At 46.1% G+C, this 18,288-nt stretch carries 14 protein-coding genes; 8 read left to right on the forward strand and 6 right to left on the reverse strand.

Translation table 11 applies throughout. The features are described 5' to 3' along the window. Positions 1-328: 328 nt before the first annotated feature. From BQ7394_RS13055 to BQ7394_RS13065, 3 genes are all read right to left on the reverse strand, one after another. On the reverse strand, positions 329-2,803 hold the full coding sequence (locus BQ7394_RS13055; RefSeq protein WP_075557838.1) for a hybrid sensor histidine kinase/response regulator: 2,475 nt from the start codon (positions 2,801-2,803) through the stop codon (positions 329-331). Positions 2,804-2,833: 30 nt separating this feature from the next. After that, entirely contained in the window at positions 2,834-4,555 is a 1,722-nt protein-coding gene (locus BQ7394_RS13060; RefSeq protein ID WP_075557839.1) for a phosphoethanolamine transferase family protein, read from the reverse strand. 230 nt (positions 4,556-4,785) lie between these two features. Next, positions 4,786-5,127, reverse strand: a complete 342-nt coding sequence (locus BQ7394_RS13065) for a hypothetical protein (protein WP_075557840.1) — start codon at positions 5,125-5,127, stop codon at positions 4,786-4,788. 144 nt (positions 5,128-5,271) lie between these two features. Here BQ7394_RS13065 and BQ7394_RS13070 point away from each other — a divergent pair, with 144 nt between their 5' ends. Then, positions 5,272-5,778, forward strand: a complete 507-nt coding sequence (locus BQ7394_RS13070) for a ferritin-like domain-containing protein (RefSeq protein ID WP_075557841.1) — start codon at positions 5,272-5,274, stop codon at positions 5,776-5,778. 42 nt (positions 5,779-5,820) lie between these two features. Here the strand turns inward: BQ7394_RS13070 and BQ7394_RS13075 are convergent, their stop codons facing one another. Further along, positions 5,821-6,300 carry a DUF456 domain-containing protein gene (locus BQ7394_RS13075; protein WP_075557842.1) on the reverse strand — a complete coding sequence of 160 codons (480 nt, stop codon included), beginning with the start codon at positions 6,298-6,300 and terminating at the stop codon, positions 5,821-5,823. Between the two features lie 100 nt (positions 6,301-6,400). Here BQ7394_RS13075 and BQ7394_RS13080 point away from each other — a divergent pair, with 100 nt between their 5' ends. The 7 genes from BQ7394_RS13080 to BQ7394_RS13110 all read left to right on the forward strand — a co-directional run bounded on the left by BQ7394_RS13080 (position 6,401) and on the right by BQ7394_RS13110 (position 14,417). Beyond that, a complete protein-coding gene (locus BQ7394_RS13080) occupies positions 6,401-8,692 on the forward strand; it encodes an ATP-binding cassette domain-containing protein (protein ID WP_235848742.1) in 2,292 nt (763 codons plus the stop codon). 79 nt (positions 8,693-8,771) lie between these two features. Beyond that, positions 8,772-9,947, forward strand: a complete 1,176-nt coding sequence (locus tag BQ7394_RS13085) for a M24 family metallopeptidase (protein WP_075557843.1) — start codon at positions 8,772-8,774, stop codon at positions 9,945-9,947. A 19-nt stretch (positions 9,948-9,966) separates the two neighbouring features. Next, positions 9,967-11,661 (forward strand): alkaline phosphatase, encoded by a 1,695-nt coding sequence (locus BQ7394_RS13090; RefSeq protein ID WP_075557844.1) that lies wholly within the window; start codon positions 9,967-9,969, stop codon positions 11,659-11,661. A 68-nt stretch (positions 11,662-11,729) separates the two neighbouring features. Next, positions 11,730-12,644: an aspartate carbamoyltransferase gene (gene pyrB / locus BQ7394_RS13095; protein WP_075557845.1), complete on the forward strand. Its 915-nt coding sequence runs from the start codon at positions 11,730-11,732 to the stop codon at positions 12,642-12,644. Positions 12,645-12,658: 14 nt separating this feature from the next. Further along, a complete protein-coding gene (pyrI, locus tag BQ7394_RS13100; protein WP_075557846.1) occupies positions 12,659-13,123 on the forward strand; it encodes an aspartate carbamoyltransferase regulatory subunit in 465 nt (154 codons plus the stop codon). A 5-nt stretch (positions 13,124-13,128) separates the two neighbouring features. Further along, positions 13,129-13,695: a flavin reductase family protein gene (locus tag BQ7394_RS13105; protein WP_075557847.1), complete on the forward strand. Its 567-nt coding sequence runs from the start codon at positions 13,129-13,131 to the stop codon at positions 13,693-13,695. A gap of 5 nt (positions 13,696-13,700) precedes the next feature. Next, the gene (locus BQ7394_RS13110) at positions 13,701-14,417 is read left to right on the forward strand and encodes a porin family protein (protein WP_075557848.1); all 717 of its coding nucleotides are present in this window, start codon (positions 13,701-13,703) and stop codon (positions 14,415-14,417) included. Here the strand turns inward: BQ7394_RS13110 and BQ7394_RS13115 are convergent, their stop codons facing one another. Beyond that, on the reverse strand, positions 14,418-17,291 hold the full coding sequence (locus tag BQ7394_RS13115) for a PD-(D/E)XK nuclease family protein (RefSeq protein WP_075557849.1): 2,874 nt from the start codon (positions 17,289-17,291) through the stop codon (positions 14,418-14,420). Then, a complete protein-coding gene (mgrA, locus tag BQ7394_RS13120; RefSeq protein ID WP_075557850.1) occupies positions 17,288-18,277 on the reverse strand; it encodes an L-glyceraldehyde 3-phosphate reductase in 990 nt (329 codons plus the stop codon). Before mgrA ends, BQ7394_RS13115 begins: the two co-directional genes overlap by 4 nt. Positions 18,278-18,288: the final 11 nt, after the last annotated feature.

Below are 18,288 nucleotides of genomic sequence, written 5' to 3' on the forward strand. Positions count from 1 at the left end.
AAATTCATGCCAAAGTCCGCAAAAGAGCTTCGTTGATTTCATAAACTCTTATAACTTAACAGAAAAGGAAGATAAAATGTTCTAACAGACAGGAATATTAAAACAATACAGTTGTAGAAATGGGGACACAACTGTGGAAAAAATCCACAATTTCATACCCCGTTTTGACACAGGGGAAAATTCTGTATTTGTCAGATGTGAACCAGTATGACCGTCCTTGTAGGGGCAGGTTCCAAACCTGCCCGTTGTGACAATGATTACATTCTGTCGATATTGGGCGGGTTTAGAACCCGCCCCTACGAGGTCTGTTATTTAGGTTCAATATTTTCTAATCTATCAGGCTGGTAGCCTGGGCTATGATATTTTTTACTTCGGCGATTACCTCGGAAAGCTGGGTTCTCCACTCTTCCTCCGCCATGCATTGTGCATTTTTTTCTATCGACCTTAGCTTTTCGACCAGGGAAGTTGCTCCCAACATAGTAAACAATGGGACCATTTTATGGGAAAGTTTTGCCGATTGTTCCCGGTTGCCGTCATTCAAACTGGCTTCCAGCAAATCATTGCTCTTTCCTGTCTCATAGATGAAAGTGGATAATATGGAATTGGACGCATCCTTGTCTTCGCCGGCAAACGCTGTAAGCGAATCGAATTTGAACTCTGTCGTCACTTCTATTTTCGTCGAAAGCAACTTATTCAATAACGTAATCAGTTGGCGGGCTGTAAAAGGCTTGTTCAAAAAGCCTGTAAAGCCGGATTCCAGATAATGATCGTGCTCATTTTCCACACTGGCAGAAAGGGCGATCACCGGGATCTTATCCATTCCCTGCATATAGGAAGAACGTATCTGTGCAAGCAGTTGGAAACCATCCATTCCGGGCATCTGTATATCCGTAATAATAACATCGAACGCATTTTTCTCCAATAAACCGGTTACGGCAAACGGATCGGTACAACTTACCACTTCCACATGATTCTGGCGCAGGTATTCTTCTGTAAGGGCCAGTTGCAACGGGTCGTCGTCCACCAACAGGCAATAAATATCGCGTCCGGAAAATGCCGATGTTTCAGGCTCGGCTACCGATTCTTCAGCAATAGGAAGTACCTGTACATCCGCCACAGTTATTGGAAGCTCGATCGTAAAATCACACCCTTTGCCGACAACACTCTTTAGCGAGAGAGAACCACCCATCAGGACCGTCATCTTCCGGGTAATGGACAATCCCAGACCGAACCCTTCCGCCTTTTCACTTACCGATAGACGAGTAAATTCACCGAAAATACGCTCCTGCTCTTCCTCCGGGATACCGGGACCGGAATCACTCACAATCACATTCAACTGCGCGCTGTTACCGGTAAGGGCATTGACGGAAACAACCATCACAACCCTTCCTTCGCGCGTAAATTTAATGGCATTCGACAGCAGATTGCCTACCACCTGGCGAATACGGATCGGATCGCTGACATACAGCTTATCGCTACCCGCCTCTTTCAGGTTCAGGACGAACTCCAGCGACTTCGCTTCGGCTATCGGACGGAAGCTGGTATAGATCTCATTGAACAAGGTCGACACGCTGAACGGAATCCGCTGTATCTCCATCTGTCCGGATTCAAGACGATGGAAATCCAATAAGTCGTTCACCAGAGAAAGGATATGGCTAGCCGATCCGGACATGTTTTCCAGATAGTATTGCTGTCTTTCGTCAGGATGCCTTCTCATCAGTAAGTCTATGTAACCGATGATAGACGAGAGCGGGGCACGGATATCATGACTGATCGTCAGCATCATTTTTTCCCGGCTATGAAGCAGGTCCTCCGCATATTGCTTGGCCTTTTCCAATTGCATCCGGTAGTATTTACTTTTCGATATATCCCGCGTAATCATAAATATGAAGATGATCACTATCACGACCGATACAATGGCAATTCCCGCGATCAACAGGGATGTTTCGCGCAGAAGCTGTTGCTTTCCTTGCATGCGTTCGAGCGAGGCATTCACTTCCTCCTCTTCTATATCACGCAAAATCTGGTTGATCTTACTAGTTACGATACTGTTATTATAACGTAGGTTGGCAGCACGATCCAATAGTTGCTCCGACAGCAATTTACGTTGATCGGCGACACTGTCCTGAATACTTTTCAATACACTTACAATCGTATCGGAGGGATTAAATGCATTCACCAACGTGTCCGTCACGATCTGGCGGGTCGTATTCACCACAATGCTCGTATCGGGGCGTCCGGGGGAAAAAGCATCGGCCAGGCGACGGAAAAAGCCACGGGGTTTTACCGGATTGAGAACGGTATCCTGCTTGACAACTACATGTTCTTTGATCTCCAGCTGCTGAATAAACGTATCCTGTTGGGCGATCACCTTTTCGATATTAAGCGTATAAAGATGTTCGGTATTGACTTCTTTCCAGGTTTCAAGCAGTCGGCTGGTATTTCTCCGCTTTTGCCTGAGCAGCATGTCGATCGTATCGATCTTCAATAACTGCACGGAATCAGAGATCAGGACCCGCAGCGAGTCCATGTTACGATGGGCTTTATTCAAGGTACGGTTAAAATGCTTCACATCGTTTTGAGGCATACCGACAAGTTGCCCCAGCGCTTCGCTTTCATAAAGCAGGGATAATGTATTCGTGACCAGATAGACCTTCTGGCGTGCTTTGGTGTCGGGCTCCTCCTCACCTGCTATCTGTTCCACGATCTGATAGATATATACGACCGAACATACTGCTATTACTATCAATAGCAGATATCCCATGATCACTTTGAGGGTTATATGTCCACTTTGTTCAGCCATGGAACAAAGATAAATGTTTGTAACGGAATATCAATCTTTATCGTAAACAATACCCCATTTATCCAACATAACAAAGTCTGCGTTCTTTAATCCGACCTTCCAGAAAGGAACAGGATCGTCATGATCTCCAAGGTACATGCGGTCGCGAACCGTAAAGGCGGAATTCGACACAGCCAGTGTCGAATCGGCTACCGGAGTGTGCACTCCGGCAATATCGAGCACTGTATGGAACACGCTGTTCGTACTGACAGGTAAAGTGCTGTGGGACATAGCAGCCTGGTACTTCTCCGGATAGGTGGCACGATACGCTTCAGAAAACCAGATTATATAAGGTATATGCAACTGATAATAAGTCGGGATGGGCGATGCATGCAGGTAACGGGCCCGTCTGTCGTCAAAAATATCCTCACCGTGATCGCTCAGGTAAAGCATCGACACGCAGGCATTTGTCTTAGCAAGCATATCGGTGATCTCTCCAAGGACATAGTCGGTATAATGGATCGAATTATCGTATGCATTACGCAACTGTGTCTTGTAAGCGGCACGGATTCCCTCCGCTTTATCGGGCGTATAGAATGCAAACTCCTTCGGGTAACGTTCATGATAATTGAAGTGCGACCCGTATGTATGAATCACAAAGAAAAGATTATCGTCCGTTTTGTCCAGCTCCTTTTGAAGATAAGGAAGCAATGCGCCATCATGCAAAGATGTCAGATAGGAAGATCCTGTCTTGAACTGGCTCATATCGATAAAGGTATCGGCTTCGCGGTAGAATGCACCGATCATCGATGTATTGAGATTCTGATTGGCTATCACAACCGTATGGAAACCGGCTTCCTTAAAAGCGGTTACGATACTTTTCTCGTCGTAAATAATCCCGTAGTCTTCCGCACTGGCAGCCGACAGGATAATAGGGACACTCTTATGTGTATTATTGGATTGGGTGACAACATCGGTGAAGTGCACCAAACCGTCCAGCTTCTCCATCCGGGGAGTCGTTTCGCGTTCGTAACCGTACAAACTCCATTCCATAGCACGGGAGGTTTCGCCCACTACCAATACATAAATCTCCCGCTTGCCGTCGGCCTGTACCGGTTTCGTGGCATTAAAGGTAAAATCGGCCGAAGTAATATGGTAGTTGCTGTTCTTCTCCGCTTTATTGATCGCGAAGTAAAGATTATAAAGTGCATTTCCCGGATAAAAATCATCTTTCAAAGAAACGTTATGGCCCTGTATCGGAGCAAGCAGACACAGAATAATCCCCAATGCGAAAACACCGAGGCTTCTTATCGCCCATTTCCTGCGAAAATCACCGGTCAGCTTTTCTTTCAGCCGGATAGACCAGGTAGCCAATAATAGCGTGGGTAATGTATAAAAGAAAAAGACTCCTATAATGACCAGAAAGATATTCCCCAGTAGCTCGCTGGCTTCAGAGGCTGTCGAACTGGTCAGGTTCAGGAACATATCCACAGCAATGACCGATTCACCGAAAAGATGGAGAAGAACCAGCTGGCCGCCATCCAGAATAACTTTAGGCAGCAAGCACCAGACTACTATTCCCGGTTTACGTGCCAGCAGAAGCAAAGCCACCCAAAAGGCATACGGAAGGATCAAAGAAGCAATCCCCACCGTTATTGGCAAAGGCTCCGTAAAAAACAATACACAATTAGGAATGATAAACAATAATGCAAACAGAAACAATAAGTGCTTCTGGGAAGTAAACCAATCCCTCAACTTTATAAAATAACTCATCAATGTAGTGTATATACCAAAAAACAACTATTCTTTTACTTGCCGCCCGGATTAATCACCGGGCGAACCGCAAAAGTAGGTGTTATTCAGCACATAGTCATGCTAACCTGATACAAAAAAAGTTATTTCATTGATATTAAGTCAATATTTCAACAAAGTTTCATCCCACACCATAATGCCAGGACGGACATATTTTAGTACCCACGATCCCGACCTTTATATACCGGGATTTACAGCTTTTGTATGATGCCTATAAACTCATCGTTCGTAATATCGAACTCCGGTTCCTTGTAATTTACGTAATCTTCAAAATAGTCGCTGGCAATATCGGCCACAATCTCTTTCCCTTCCAGTCCGTAAGAAGAAACTAATGCTTCCAATTTACTTTTTACTTGCCGGATCACCTGCAGGCGGTCTTCATAACGCTCCGGTTTTTCCTGATCCGTCACATGCTCGTTACGGGTAACGAGATATACAACGGTATAAAATTTGTCCACATTACCGAACACCGGAACGAATAAGGTCTTTTTATCTTCCGGCAACGCAGCCAGAAATTCCTGTATCTTTGTCATTCTATCTTTTTTTATTGATTTTGTCTATACAAAGATAACGAATAATCTTTCGCCCCTTTCTAATATAATATTAATAAATCTATTAACTTTACAGCCATTAAAACAAGGGCAATTTATTATAATCGAATTTTAAATTAACGCATTATGATTAAGAGAGAGAAAAGTATTGAACTGCTGAATAAAGCAGTCGCCGATGAAATGACAGCTGTTAACCAGTACATGTATTTTCATTTTCGTTTAGATGACATGGGATACGACCTGTTGTCAAGCCTTTTCAAACGTACAGCCATCACAGAAATGATGCATGTGGAACGCCTGGCAGAACGTATCCTATTCCTGAAAGGTGAAGTAGAAATGAAATGTTCAGGCCCTGTAGAAAAGATTCACGATGTAAAAGCAATGCTTGAAAAAGCAGCTCAGATGGAAACCGGAAGTGTAGACGATTACAATGCATGGGCAAACGAATGTGCTCAACATGCCGACTCTGCCACCAAGAAAGTTTTCGAAGGCTTGGTTATCGAAGAAGAAGGCCATCTGGACCAGTTCGAAACAGAAATTGAAAATATGGAAAACTTCGGAGCGAATTATCTGGCTTTGCAGTCGATCGAACGCAGCAAGATCATTTCTTCCGGTGGAACTCCTGCCGAATAATTATAGAAAAAATGAAGAGAGGCTCATTCGAACCTCTCTTTTTTATACAATCAGTGCTTTTATAAAGCAGTAGAGGAAATATCCGCAAAGCGATATCTTAGCAACCACACTAAGCAGAAATCCGACAAATGCACCTATCCCCGCCTTAAAAGCTTCGAATGACTTTTTGCCGCCTAACAACTCGCCGATCACGGCTCCTGCAAACGGGCCGAACAGGATACCCCAGGGAGGAAAAATAAATATACCGGCAATCGTTCCGATCACACATCCCCAGTTTCCCCATTTACTACCGCCACCATATTTGGAGCCCAGTACCGGAGTTATATAATCCAGTACCTGCACAACGACAACTAAAACACCCCAAACAACCAGTTGCGTAACCGTAAACTGCACTTTATCCGTAAAATGAAGCAACAGAAGTCCCAGATAAGACAAAGGGGGTCCCGGTAAGACCGGTAAAAAGCATCCGGCAAATCCTACCAGCAGGCAAATAGCCCCGATAACAATTAAAAAGATATCCATTCGTAATTTATTAAATCAGAATCCGGTCAAAGATATGAAAAGTATTTTGTTGTGAGGATTTTTCACCCGATATTTGTGAGTCGATACAGAATGAATACAGATGATGACGAATGATATGAACAGTTCTGAAGAAGAATACATTATTATAGAAGGTGCACACGAGAATAATCTGAAACATGTTTCACTGAATATCCCGAAGAAACAGATCAGTATTTTCACTGGAGTCTCCGGCTCCGGGAAATCGTCGTTGGTACTCGATACGATCGCTGCCAAATCACGGAGGGAGCTGAACGAGACTTTCCCGAGTTTTGTCCAGCAGTATCTGCCCAAATACGGGCGTCCGCATGTGGACAAGATAGAACACCTGCCGGTAGCCATCGTGATCGACCAGCGAAAACCTGCCCCCAATGCACGTTCTACCGTCGGAACTTACACGGATATCTACTCTTTATTGAGGTTGTTGTTCTCACGTGTCGGGAAACCGTTTGTAGGCTATTCAGACACATTTTCTTTCAACCATCCGCAAGGCAGATGTACCCGGTGTGACGGGCTCGGCGAGATCAGGGAGCTGGATATACACAAGCTGGTCGATTTCAATAAATCGCTGAATGAAGACGGAGTGATCAATTATGTAGCATTCAAACCCGGAGAATGGCGCTGGATACGTTATGCCAATACAGGGCTGTTTGATCTCGACAAGAAAATAAAAGATTACTCGCCGGAAGAGTTGGAACTATTCCTGTATTCTCCAAGTATCAAGTTGAAAAACGCACCGGCAAACTGGCCCAAGACAGCCAAATACGAGGGGCTCGTTGTCCGTATGTACCGGAGTATTATCAATTCGGAGGAAGGTAAGGTTCACCAGAAATTACTCGAACCGATGCTGACAATGGGAGTATGTCCGGATTGTGGAGGGACACGTCTCAACCAGACCGTATTGTCATGCCGCATCAACGGGAAAAATATAGCCGAAGTCACCCGGATGGCCATCCCTGATATTATCGAATGGTTAAACACCATACAAGACCCTATCGCCTACGATATAAAACAATCTATCGGCGGACGGTTAGCTGCGTTGGTAGAGATCGGACTGAGTTACCTGACACTCGACCGGAGCATGGGAACTCTCTCGGGCGGGGAAGCGCAACGGTGCAAAATTGCCAAATACATTAACTCGTCGCTGTGCGACATGCTTTATATCCTGGATGAACCGAGCGTCGGACTGCATAGCCATGACATTCATCTATTGAAAGCATCCGTCCGTAAACTGCGCGACCACGGCAACACCGTTCTTCTTGTCGAACATCACAAAGAGATGATACAAATCGCCGATCATATCGTCGACATGGGTCCGGGCTCGGGAATGGATGGCGGCAATATCCTGTACGAAGGAGACTACGAAGGTTTGCTGAAAAGCGGCACACAGACCGGAATGATGATAACTGAAAAAGTACCGTTAAAGCAGAATCTCCGGCAACCGTCAGGCTGGTTCACACTCGAACATGCCAACGAACATAACCTGAAAGACCTGACCGTCAAACTTCCGATAGGAGTTCTGACCGTCATCGCCGGAGTTGCCGGGTCAGGGAAAAGTTCCCTGATGGAATGTTTCCGTAAAGCCTGCCCGGAAGAGGTTATCTATATCAGCCAGAAGAATATCGGTATTAGCCTGCGTTCAACGCCTGCTACCTATCTGGGCGTAGCGGATGACATCCGAAAGATTTTCGCACAAAAGAGTGGCGCCAGCTTAAGCACATTCTCTTTCAATGGGAAAGGCGGTTGCCCTGTCTGCGGAGGGAAAGGGGTAATCGTGTCGGATATGGCTTTTATGGATGCGATAGAAACGGTTTGTGAAGCATGCAGCGGATTACGTTACTCGCCGGAAGCCTTGCAGTATGAAGTGGAAGGTATCAATATAGCCGAAGCGATGGATTTAACCGTGCGGAAAGCTTCGCTCCGTTTTGCCGGGACTATTATTGAAAAGAAGCTGCTGCCACTCATGCAGGTCGGATTGGGGTATCTGCATCTGAACCAATCCCTTTCTACATTATCCGGAGGAGAACTGCAACGTGTAAAGCTGGCATCGTACCTCGACAGCCGGGGTAAAATATACGTACTGGACGAACCGACCGACGGCCTGCATGTGAAAGATATCCGGCACATTATCGAACTGTTCGATTCTATGGTAGAGCAAGGCAATACGATCTTCCTGGTAGAACACAACCTGGATGTACTGAAAGCAGCCGACTATGTGATCGAATTGGGTCCGGGAGGCGGAGAAATGGGTGGTAAACTGATTTTTCAGGGAACACCACAGCAAATGCTCTCTCACCCATCTTCCATTACGGCTAATTATCTGAAAGTGGAATTGCCAGGAAACAGGAAATCTTAATCAAGATTTAATAACCGAATCTTCCTTTTTCCCGGTAGATTTTAATACCTTTGAAGCCACATAAAAATAAAAGTTGGAGATGATACAAAAAGAACTGATCGACGACCTGCAACTCAAATGGGGTCGTATACAACAGGCAATGCAAATACAGCATGCAGATGCCTGCCTGCTGAGTGTAGATGTTAACCTGTATTATACAACCGGACGGATTTTCAGCGGATATTTCTATCTGCCCGCAGAAGGAGCTCCCTGGTTTTTCGTCAAACGCCCGAACGGATTGAACGACGATCACATCGAATATATCCGCAAGCCGGAACAAATAGCCGAGATATTTGCCGCCCGTGGCATCAAGATGCCGGAAAAGTTGCTGCTGGAAGCCGACGAGCTGACCTACAACGATTATATCCGCCTGCAATCCATATTCAACCCGAAAGAAACAGGTAATGCGACTGCCCTGATGAGGACCCTTCGCGAAATCAAAACGCCATGGGAAATCTCGCAGTTCCGCATCTCTGCCGAAAAGCATGCCAAGACATACTCGGAAGTTGCCGAATGTTTCCGTCCGGGAATGACCGATCTGGAATTTCAATATGAAATAGAAAGACGCATGCGCCAGAACGGTTCGATCGGAATCTTCCGCGCTTTCGGAGCCAACATGGATATTTTTATGGGAAGTATCCTGGCAGGTGAGAATGCCGAAGCCCCCTCTCCTTTCGACTTCGCCCTGGGAGGCAGCGGTATGGACGCTTCCTGCCCGCTCGGAGCCAACGGCACGATCCTGAAAGACGGGACAGCCATCATGGTGGATATGGCGGGTAATTATACGCCGTATATGACCGACATGACCCGCGTATTCTCGGTCGGTAAACTAACGGAAGAGGCTTATCGTGCGCACCAGACTTCGTTAACGATACAAAACGAAATAGAAAATGTTGCCCGTCCGGGTGTCGTTTGTTCGGAATTATATAACATCGCAGCCGGTATCGCAGAGAAAGAAGGATTTGCGGGTAACTTCATGGGGACCAAACAGCAAGCCAAATTTGTCGGACACGGTATCGGCATCCAGATCAACGAACTTCCGGTACTGACACCCCGTTCCAAAGAAGAACTGCAACCGAATATGGTATTCGCGCTCGAACCTAAATTCGTCATTCCGGGTGTAGGAGCCGTCGGTATCGAAAACAGTTTCCTGGTTACAGATACAGGCATCGAGAAACTAACTCATTTCGAAGAAGAGATCATTCAATTACATTAATTAAAAACAATAAAAGCACATGAAAAAGACGATTACTTTTCTGCTTCTACTGGCATTCATCATTATGCCGGCAAAAGCTGCGGATGTAGAAAATGTAAAACCGGTCAAGAACATTATCCTTCTGATACCGGACGGCACTTCACTGGCTACCGTTTCTATGGCACGCTGGTTGCAATGGTACACCAACCCCGACAAACCCAATCTGAATCTGGATCCGTATCTGTGCGGTACTGTACGTACGCACTCTTCGAACGCTCCGATCGGTGACTCTGCTCCGACTACTTCCTGCTACATGACAGGTTATCCGAGCCGCACCGGTTATGTTTCTACTTATCCGGAAAATGACGGGAACAACGATATCTATCCGACCGATCCCAAACGTGCTTTCCAGCCGCTTACGACTCTATTGGAAGCTGCAAAAATGACACAGGGCAAATCGACCGGTCTTGTTTTCACCTGCGAATTTCCTCATGCTACTCCGGCAGACTGCTCCGCCCACAGCTACAACCGCGGTAAATACGAATGGATCGCTCCACAGATGGCTCATAACGATCTGAACGTAGTGATCGGTGGCGGCGCTTCCCTCCTTCCGGAAGAAAGCGAAGCCTATCTGAAAGGTAACGGATACGGTGTATTCAAAAACGACATCAACGGCATGCGCAACTATAACGGCGACAATATGTGGGCTTTGTTCGCAGACCGCGAAATGGCTTACGACCTCGACCGTGACCCGGCTCAACAACCTTCACTGGAAGAAATGACCCGTATCGCTATCAAAAAGCTATCCAAAAATCCGGAAGGCTTCTTCCTGATGGTAGAAGGTAGCAAAGTAGACTGGGCCGCTCACGCAAACGACCCTGTCGGCATGGCTACGGATATGTTGGCTTACGACCGTGCCTGCGGTGCTGCACTCGAGTTTGCCCGCCAGAACGGCGAAACTGCTGTTATCATGGTTCCCGACCACGGAAACAGCGGCATCAGCATCGGTAGCTACAGCTGCCCCGGCTACGACAAATTAACAAAGGATCAGTTGTTCCATCAATTCTCCCTCTATAAACTTACAGCTGAAGGTTTTGCTAAAAAAGTAAACAGCGAACCCAATTCAGAAGTACAGAACATCTTCCGCGAATATGCCGGATTTGAACTGACAGCCGAAGAACTGGATGCCCTGAACCATTGCAAAGACTACAAGAACAGCCCGATCCCTGAAAGCGAACGTACAGCAGAAGGTAAAGGATCACTGTACAGTGGTTCGCTGACCTCTTTCATGTCGAAACTGCTTACTTCAAAAACCTGTTTCGGATTTACAACCGGAGGTCATACCGGCGAAGATGTTTTCCTGGCAGCCTACCACCCCGACAAGGCCAGCCTGCCGATCGGTATGCATACCAACATCGAGCTGAATGCCTATATGTGTGCCCTGTTCGGCATGGATCGCGACAAATTGGACGAACTGACAGCAGAGAACTTCGCTCCCCATACAGAAGTGTTCGAAGACTACAAATGCGAGATCATTCCGGCCAAAGAAGAGAAAGGTTCACCGACACTGGTTGTAAAGAATAAAAAGAAACAATTAAACATTACACCGTTCAGTAATATCGTAACCATCGGCAAAAAAGGCCAGGAAGAAATCCGGCTCAATTCAGTCGTTGTCTACGTCGATAAGAACAATACATTCTACCTCCCGGAAAAGCTGGTTGAATATCTTAAATAAAAACGAAGCGGAGGCTATTCAGTCTCCGCTTTTTTTATACTTTTGCATAAAAGAAGATTATACACAAAATGAAAAGTAAAAGTTTAGTTTCTATCGATCAATGTACCAAAGAGGACATTCTTCGTATTCTGGATAACGCCAGGAAGTTTGAGGAGAACCCGAACCGAAAGTTACTGGAAGGAAAAGTGGCTGCGACCCTGTTTTTTGAACCTTCTACCCGTACGCGCTTGAGCTTTGAAACAGCTGTTAACCGTCTGGGCGGACGGGTTGTCGGATTTCAGGATGCTTCGACCACAAGTTCTTCAAAGGGCGAAACGCTGAAAGATACGATCCTGATGGTAAGCAACTATGTAGACCTCATCATCATGAGACATCATCTGGAAGGTGCTGCCCGCTACGCATCGGAAGTAACAGATATTCCAATCATCAACGCCGGAGACGGAGCCAATCAGCATCCCTCGCAGACGATGCTCGATCTCTATTCGATCCAAAAGACACAAGGAAAACTGACCGACCTGAATATCACAATGGTGGGCGACCTGAAATACGGCCGTACGGTACATTCGCTGATCGTCGGCATGTCGCACTTTAATCCTACTTTTCATTTCGTGGCACCGGACGAACTTCGCATGCCGGACGAATACAAGAACTTCTGCGATGAACACGGTATCAAATATTACGAACATACTACCTTCGATGAAGAAGTGATCAACCAGACAGATATTCTTTACATGACACGTGTACAACGCGAACGCTTCACCGACCTGGAAGAATACGAACGGGTAAAGAATGTATATATCCTGCGCAACAAGATGCTGGAAAATAGCCGTGAAAACCTTCGCATACTTCACCCGCTACCCCGCGTCAACGAGATCGCCTATGATGTAGACGATAATCCGAAAGCCTACTATATCCAGCAGGCACGCAACGGACTGTTTGCCCGCCAGGCTATTATTTGTGAAGTTTTAGGTATCAATATTTAATTCTGATAATCGTTATGTCAGTAGAAAAGAAAAGAGAATTGCAGGTAGCCGCTTTAGAGAACGGAACTGCTATCGACCATATCCCCCCCAGTCAGTTATTTAAAGTAGCCAAGTTGCTGGGCCTTGAAAATATGGATAACACAATCACGATCGGAAACAATTTCCACAGCAATAAAATGGGTTGTAAAGGTGTGATCAAGATCTCCGATAAATTCTTTGAAGAAGATGAGATCAACCGTATCGCCCTGATCGCTCCTAAAGTGATCCTGAACATTATCCGTGATTACGAGGTTGTAGAAAAGAAAACGGTCACTTTGCCGGACGAACTGGTTGGCCTGGTAAAATGTAACAATCCGAAATGTATCACCAATAACGAACCGATGCCAAGTCGCTTCGAAGTGATCGACAAGGAAAAAGGCACGATCAAATGTCATTATTGTGAACGTAAGATCAACAAAGAAGATATCATTATTAAATAAATAATATGAAGCAGAACTGGAAGCCCGGTACCATGATCTATCCATTGCCAGCAGTAATGGTTAGTTGTGGCAGCGAACCTTCAGAATACAATATCATTACTGTGGCGTGGGTTGGTACGATTTGTACCAATCCACCCATGTGTTATATATCCGTACGTCCCGAACGTCACTCTTATCCTGTTCTGAAAAAGAATATGGAATTTGTTATCAACCTGACCACACGCGAACTGGCTTATGCTACCGACTGGTGTGGTGTGAACTCGGGAAAAGACCATCATAAATTTGAGGAAATGGGACTTACACCGGGCAAAGCGACCCTGGTCAATTGTCCTACCATAGAAGAAGCTCCTCTCTGTATCGAATGCCGGGTGAAAGAAGTAATTGCCCTGGGCAGTCACGATATGTTTATCGCCGACGTACTGAATGTACAGGCAGACGACCGGTATCTGGACCCGCAAACAGGGGCATTCGACATGCAACGTGCCGACCTGTTGGCTTACTCGCATGGAAAATATTACGGATTGGGAGACTTTGTCGGTAAGTTCGGCTGGTCGGTGAAAAAGAAAAAATAAATATTATGAAAAAGATCTTCCTTCTGTTGTTTATGTCTTTTGCCGGTATCTCGGTCCAGGCACAAAAGTTTATCCAGATCGAGGATAAGGCTTTTAATTTCGGAGCTAAAGTCGGTGTCAATTCAACTTTCCCGATCGTGAACTCGCTCAGGATCGATGATGTTGAAGCTGAGAACATCCGGTTACAATATAAGGTAGGTTATCAAGCTTCTATCTTTTGTAGGATCAACATCGACCGTTTTTTTATCCAGCCTGATCTGTCCTGGTATCGGACAGAAGGCGATATCTTTTTCTCACTACCAGAAACAGAAAGTACCGCTACCATGATAGGTAAGACTTCCGGAAACGACCAGCTTAAACTCAAGTCTACTTCTTTGGAACTCCCGGTTATGATCGGATATTATCTGGTGAAAGAGGGTCCGTATGCTCTCAGTATGATGGTCGGACCTAAATTGAAATATAATTATAAGTTACGCTACACGACCCATTTCTCTGAACTTACCAATGAATATATCAATGACAATACCCCTTTCGGTATAGGCATTGCCGCCGGGCTGGGCGTAAGTATCTGGCGTCTGTTCTTTGAATTTACCTACGAGTTCGGAATCAACCAGATCGAATCCGATTTCAAAGACCGATCATCACAATTGCCTGTCGAACGAACTATTTCGATCGACAAGCGTACCAATATGATGAGTTTCTCACTGGGATTTCTTTTCTGATTATTTTCCGCATATATCCTTGAAAGGACACCAGGCACAGGCCTTTTCTGTCGGAGTCTGCACGAATGGTTTCTCGCGACCGAATATTTCATCCAGGCAATTACGCAAACCGGCTTCGAAAGCGGCCGAATAGTCGGAATAGTCAGTTACCCGCTCCGATCTGTTTCTTTCTATACGACGACTTACAGCGGCATCGAACGAGTCCGAGAAAAGCGTACGCATATAATAAATTCCCGGTTGAAGTATTTTCCCTGCCGGGACTTCACCATACATCAAAGAATACATAAAGACCTGCATCACAGCCTTCGCCCGGTCTTTCTCTTCCATATCGAACAGGCTTTCTACCGTTGTAAACGTAGATGTTCCGCTACCGCTCTTGTAGTCGATGATACGGATGGCATCCCGCACCTCGTCGATACGGTCGATAAATCCCTTTAACTGGATCTCCGACCGGTCGCTTAAGGTAAAGAGGCAATTGATCTTTTTTTCGGATTCGATATATTTGAACGGAGTCAATTTGCTGTCGCGCTCCAGTATCTTTTCCACATATTTGCGGATCATCTCTCCGATCAGGAAGTTTTGACCTGTCAGCGGACGCACCACGTCTGTCTTGAAAAAGACCTCAGCGAATGCACGTGCAATGGCGCCGGTCAGTACCGGAGTATCTTTTTTGATGGCTTTCAGTAAATCGGCTGTCACCATCTTTCCACAAAGAGGTTCATATAATTCTTCCATTACCTTATGCAGGATACTACCGAACACATTACTCTCTATCGTCTCACTCACCTCCTCTTCTTCACGGATACCTTCAACGACCGAGAAATAGAACTTAAGCGGACAATCCAAATAGGTATTTACGGCACTGGCGGAAATGGCACGTACACCGCCCTTACGGAATGCAGCCAGACGCGCCATCACCTCATCGGTCTTTTGTACCTGTAAGGCCGGAGTCTTAGCGGACGAGACATTATAGACAACCAATTTATCATGCATCGGCTGTTCATAATGATAATGCAGCTGATGAACGAAACGGCTCACCTCCCCCGTCTGCAATCCGTTACTCCGGGTGTCATACAATAGGCTGACATGGCTTGCCCGATAGATCAGGCGATAGAAGTGATAGGCCCAAACACTGTCCTGATGCTCGTAAGTGGGTAATCCGAATCCACGACGCAAGTTATACGGGATAAACGAATTGGCCGCTTTCCTCAACGGGAAGATTCCTTCATTCATAGAAAGAATGATCAGGCGGTCGAAATCGAGTGCACGGGTTTCCAGTACCCCCATGATCTGCAGGCCGGAAAGCGGTTCGCCCCGGAAAGGGATCGTGATCGTATCCGTCACACGTTTCAGCAGGCGGAAATAGGTGTCGATCTTCATTTCAATACCGGTGTCCTGCATGATCTCTTTCATACGGTTCACAGTCGTGAAATAATGGAAGATAAATTCCTGTTCGATATCATTGGTCCGCTGGGTGGCGTCTTCATCCTCTTCTTCGGAGAGGGTGTACATAACCTTGTTCAGCTCCTGCAATACATTGATCAGGTAATCGGAAAAGGTCTCGACATCCGTTACCGGAGTGAACAGGACGGAAAGAAGAGGTGTTTTCCCCAGATCGGCAGAAGTAATATATATCTTATTGTTCTCGGCTATATCCCTGATCAGGAAAGAGACGGTTTCCGGGTTCGTGGTACTGATATACCGATGGTTCAGTATAGGCAATACATCACGGAAATAAAACATCGGCTGCCGGTCTACGTAACGGACATTCTTTTGCAATGCCAGAATATATTCCATCAGTGAAGCCACTGGCGTACCGGCCAGCGGATACCCCATCGTAACATTGATACGGCGGATTTGCTCGGGAATTGCATTGAGCACAGGGATAAGCAAATGTTCGTCCGGCAGGATAACAGCCGTACGCAATGCCTCTTCGGGACTCATTTCATCTTCTTTGCAGAGCTCATTCAATAAGGAATAGACCTGTTTGGCCTGGCCGATGCCCGAAGGGATACCGATCACTTCGATATTTGTGTTTACCTCTTCTTCTTTGGGAAGAGGGTATTTCGAAGGGAAGTTCTTCAGGTTGCGTTCCACGAAATAAGAGGCCTTGTTAGCAGGGTCGGTCACCTTGGCAGAAGCATAATCCCAGTAGAAATCGGCGATCTCTCTTTTCTGCAACTGCAGGAGGAAACGTTCCTCAGCAACAGAAAGGGCGTTCAGTCCTACAAAGACCACCTTTGTATAAGGCAGGTCGCAACAACGATCCTGCTCCATCTGCTCGACAACCTCACGGAAGATCATTCCCTCATAGCCTTTGCCTTCGGCAGCGAGAGACTTCTTCAGGTCATCATACAGTGTATAAAGTATTTTCCATACAGCAAGGAATTCTTCCTGGTTGGGCGAATCGCCTTTCGGATAGAATGAGGACCAGAAAGTACGGATAGCGGCAATCTGATCTTCGTCCAGAAAACTGAAATCATTCTCTATCTCGCGCAAGTCGGTTACGTTGGTAAAGAGCATACGTGCATCTGCCATGTATTTATCGACATCGTCGAAATCGTTCAGTAGCATCTCACCCCAATACAGGAATTCGTCGAATGTTTCTGTCGAACCGCTATGACGTATGTATATATCGTATAACATAAACAGCATATTGATACGGTCGGCTGTCTGCTTACCGCTTAGCTGCACGAACAGATCGTTGATCGTAAGGATGGTTGGCGAGAAAAGAGGTTTCTCGTCTACCTCCGAAAGATATTTCTGAAAGAAAAGTCCCGTTCGGCGGTTAGGAAACACAAAAGCCAGCTTGCTGACTTCCGCACCGTATTGCTGATAGAATATTGAAGCTATCTGGTATAAGAATGGTTTCATATTTTTTCAATCCTTTCCTGCTCTTCCGCTGTAAAACTGATATTCTCCAATGCTTTCAGATTATCTAATAATTGATCTACCGAACTGGCTCCGACAAGTACACTGGTTACGCGGTCGTCTTTCAGCAACCAGGCCAACGCCATTTCCGCCAATGTCTGTCCACGTTCCATCGCCAGTTCGTTCAACCGGCGGATCTTGTTTATTTTTTCTTCCGTCACCTGCTCACGTTGCAAGTGTCCGGTCGATTTGGCAGCCCTGGAGTTTTCAGGTATTCCATGCAGGTATTTATTAGTCAGCATTCCTTGTGCCAAAGGTGAAAAGGCAATCATACCGACTCCTTCTTCTTTCAGTAAAGGCAATAAATCGGGTTCAGTCCAACGGTCGAACAAAGAATAACGTGCCTGATGGATCAGGCAGGGCACACGATGTTCATTCAATATCGCGAGGGCTTTCGCTGTCTGCTCTGCATTATAATTCGAAATGCCGACATACAAGGCTTTCCCCTGACGGACTATATCGGCCAGTGCGCCCATCGTTTCTTCCAGAGGCGTTTCCGGATCAGGGCGGTGTGAATAGAAAATATCCACATAATCGAGGCCCATACGTTTCAGGCTCTGGTCGAGACTTGCCATCAGATATTTACGGCTTCCCCAGTTTCCATACGGGCCGGGCCACATATCGTAGCCGGCTTTGGTCGAGATAAGGAGCTCGTCACGATAGGCGCCGAGGCCTTTTTTCAATATCCTGCCGAAGTTCTCTTCCGCCGATCCGTAGACCGGTCCGTAATTATTAGCCAAATCAAAATGGGTGATCCCATTGTCGAAAGCGGTATGGGCGATCCTGATAAAGTTGCTGAATACGTCCACACTTCCGAAGTTATGCCATAACCCCAGTGAAATAGCCGGCAGCAGTATCCCGCTACGACCGCAACGACGATACATCATTCCGTTGTATCTGTCTTCATTTGCCTTGTATATACTTTCCATGGTTTATCTTA

The sequence above is a fragment of the Parabacteroides timonensis genome, assembly GCF_900128505.1.
Taxonomy (GTDB): Bacteria; Bacteroidota; Bacteroidia; order Bacteroidales; family Tannerellaceae; genus Parabacteroides; species Parabacteroides timonensis.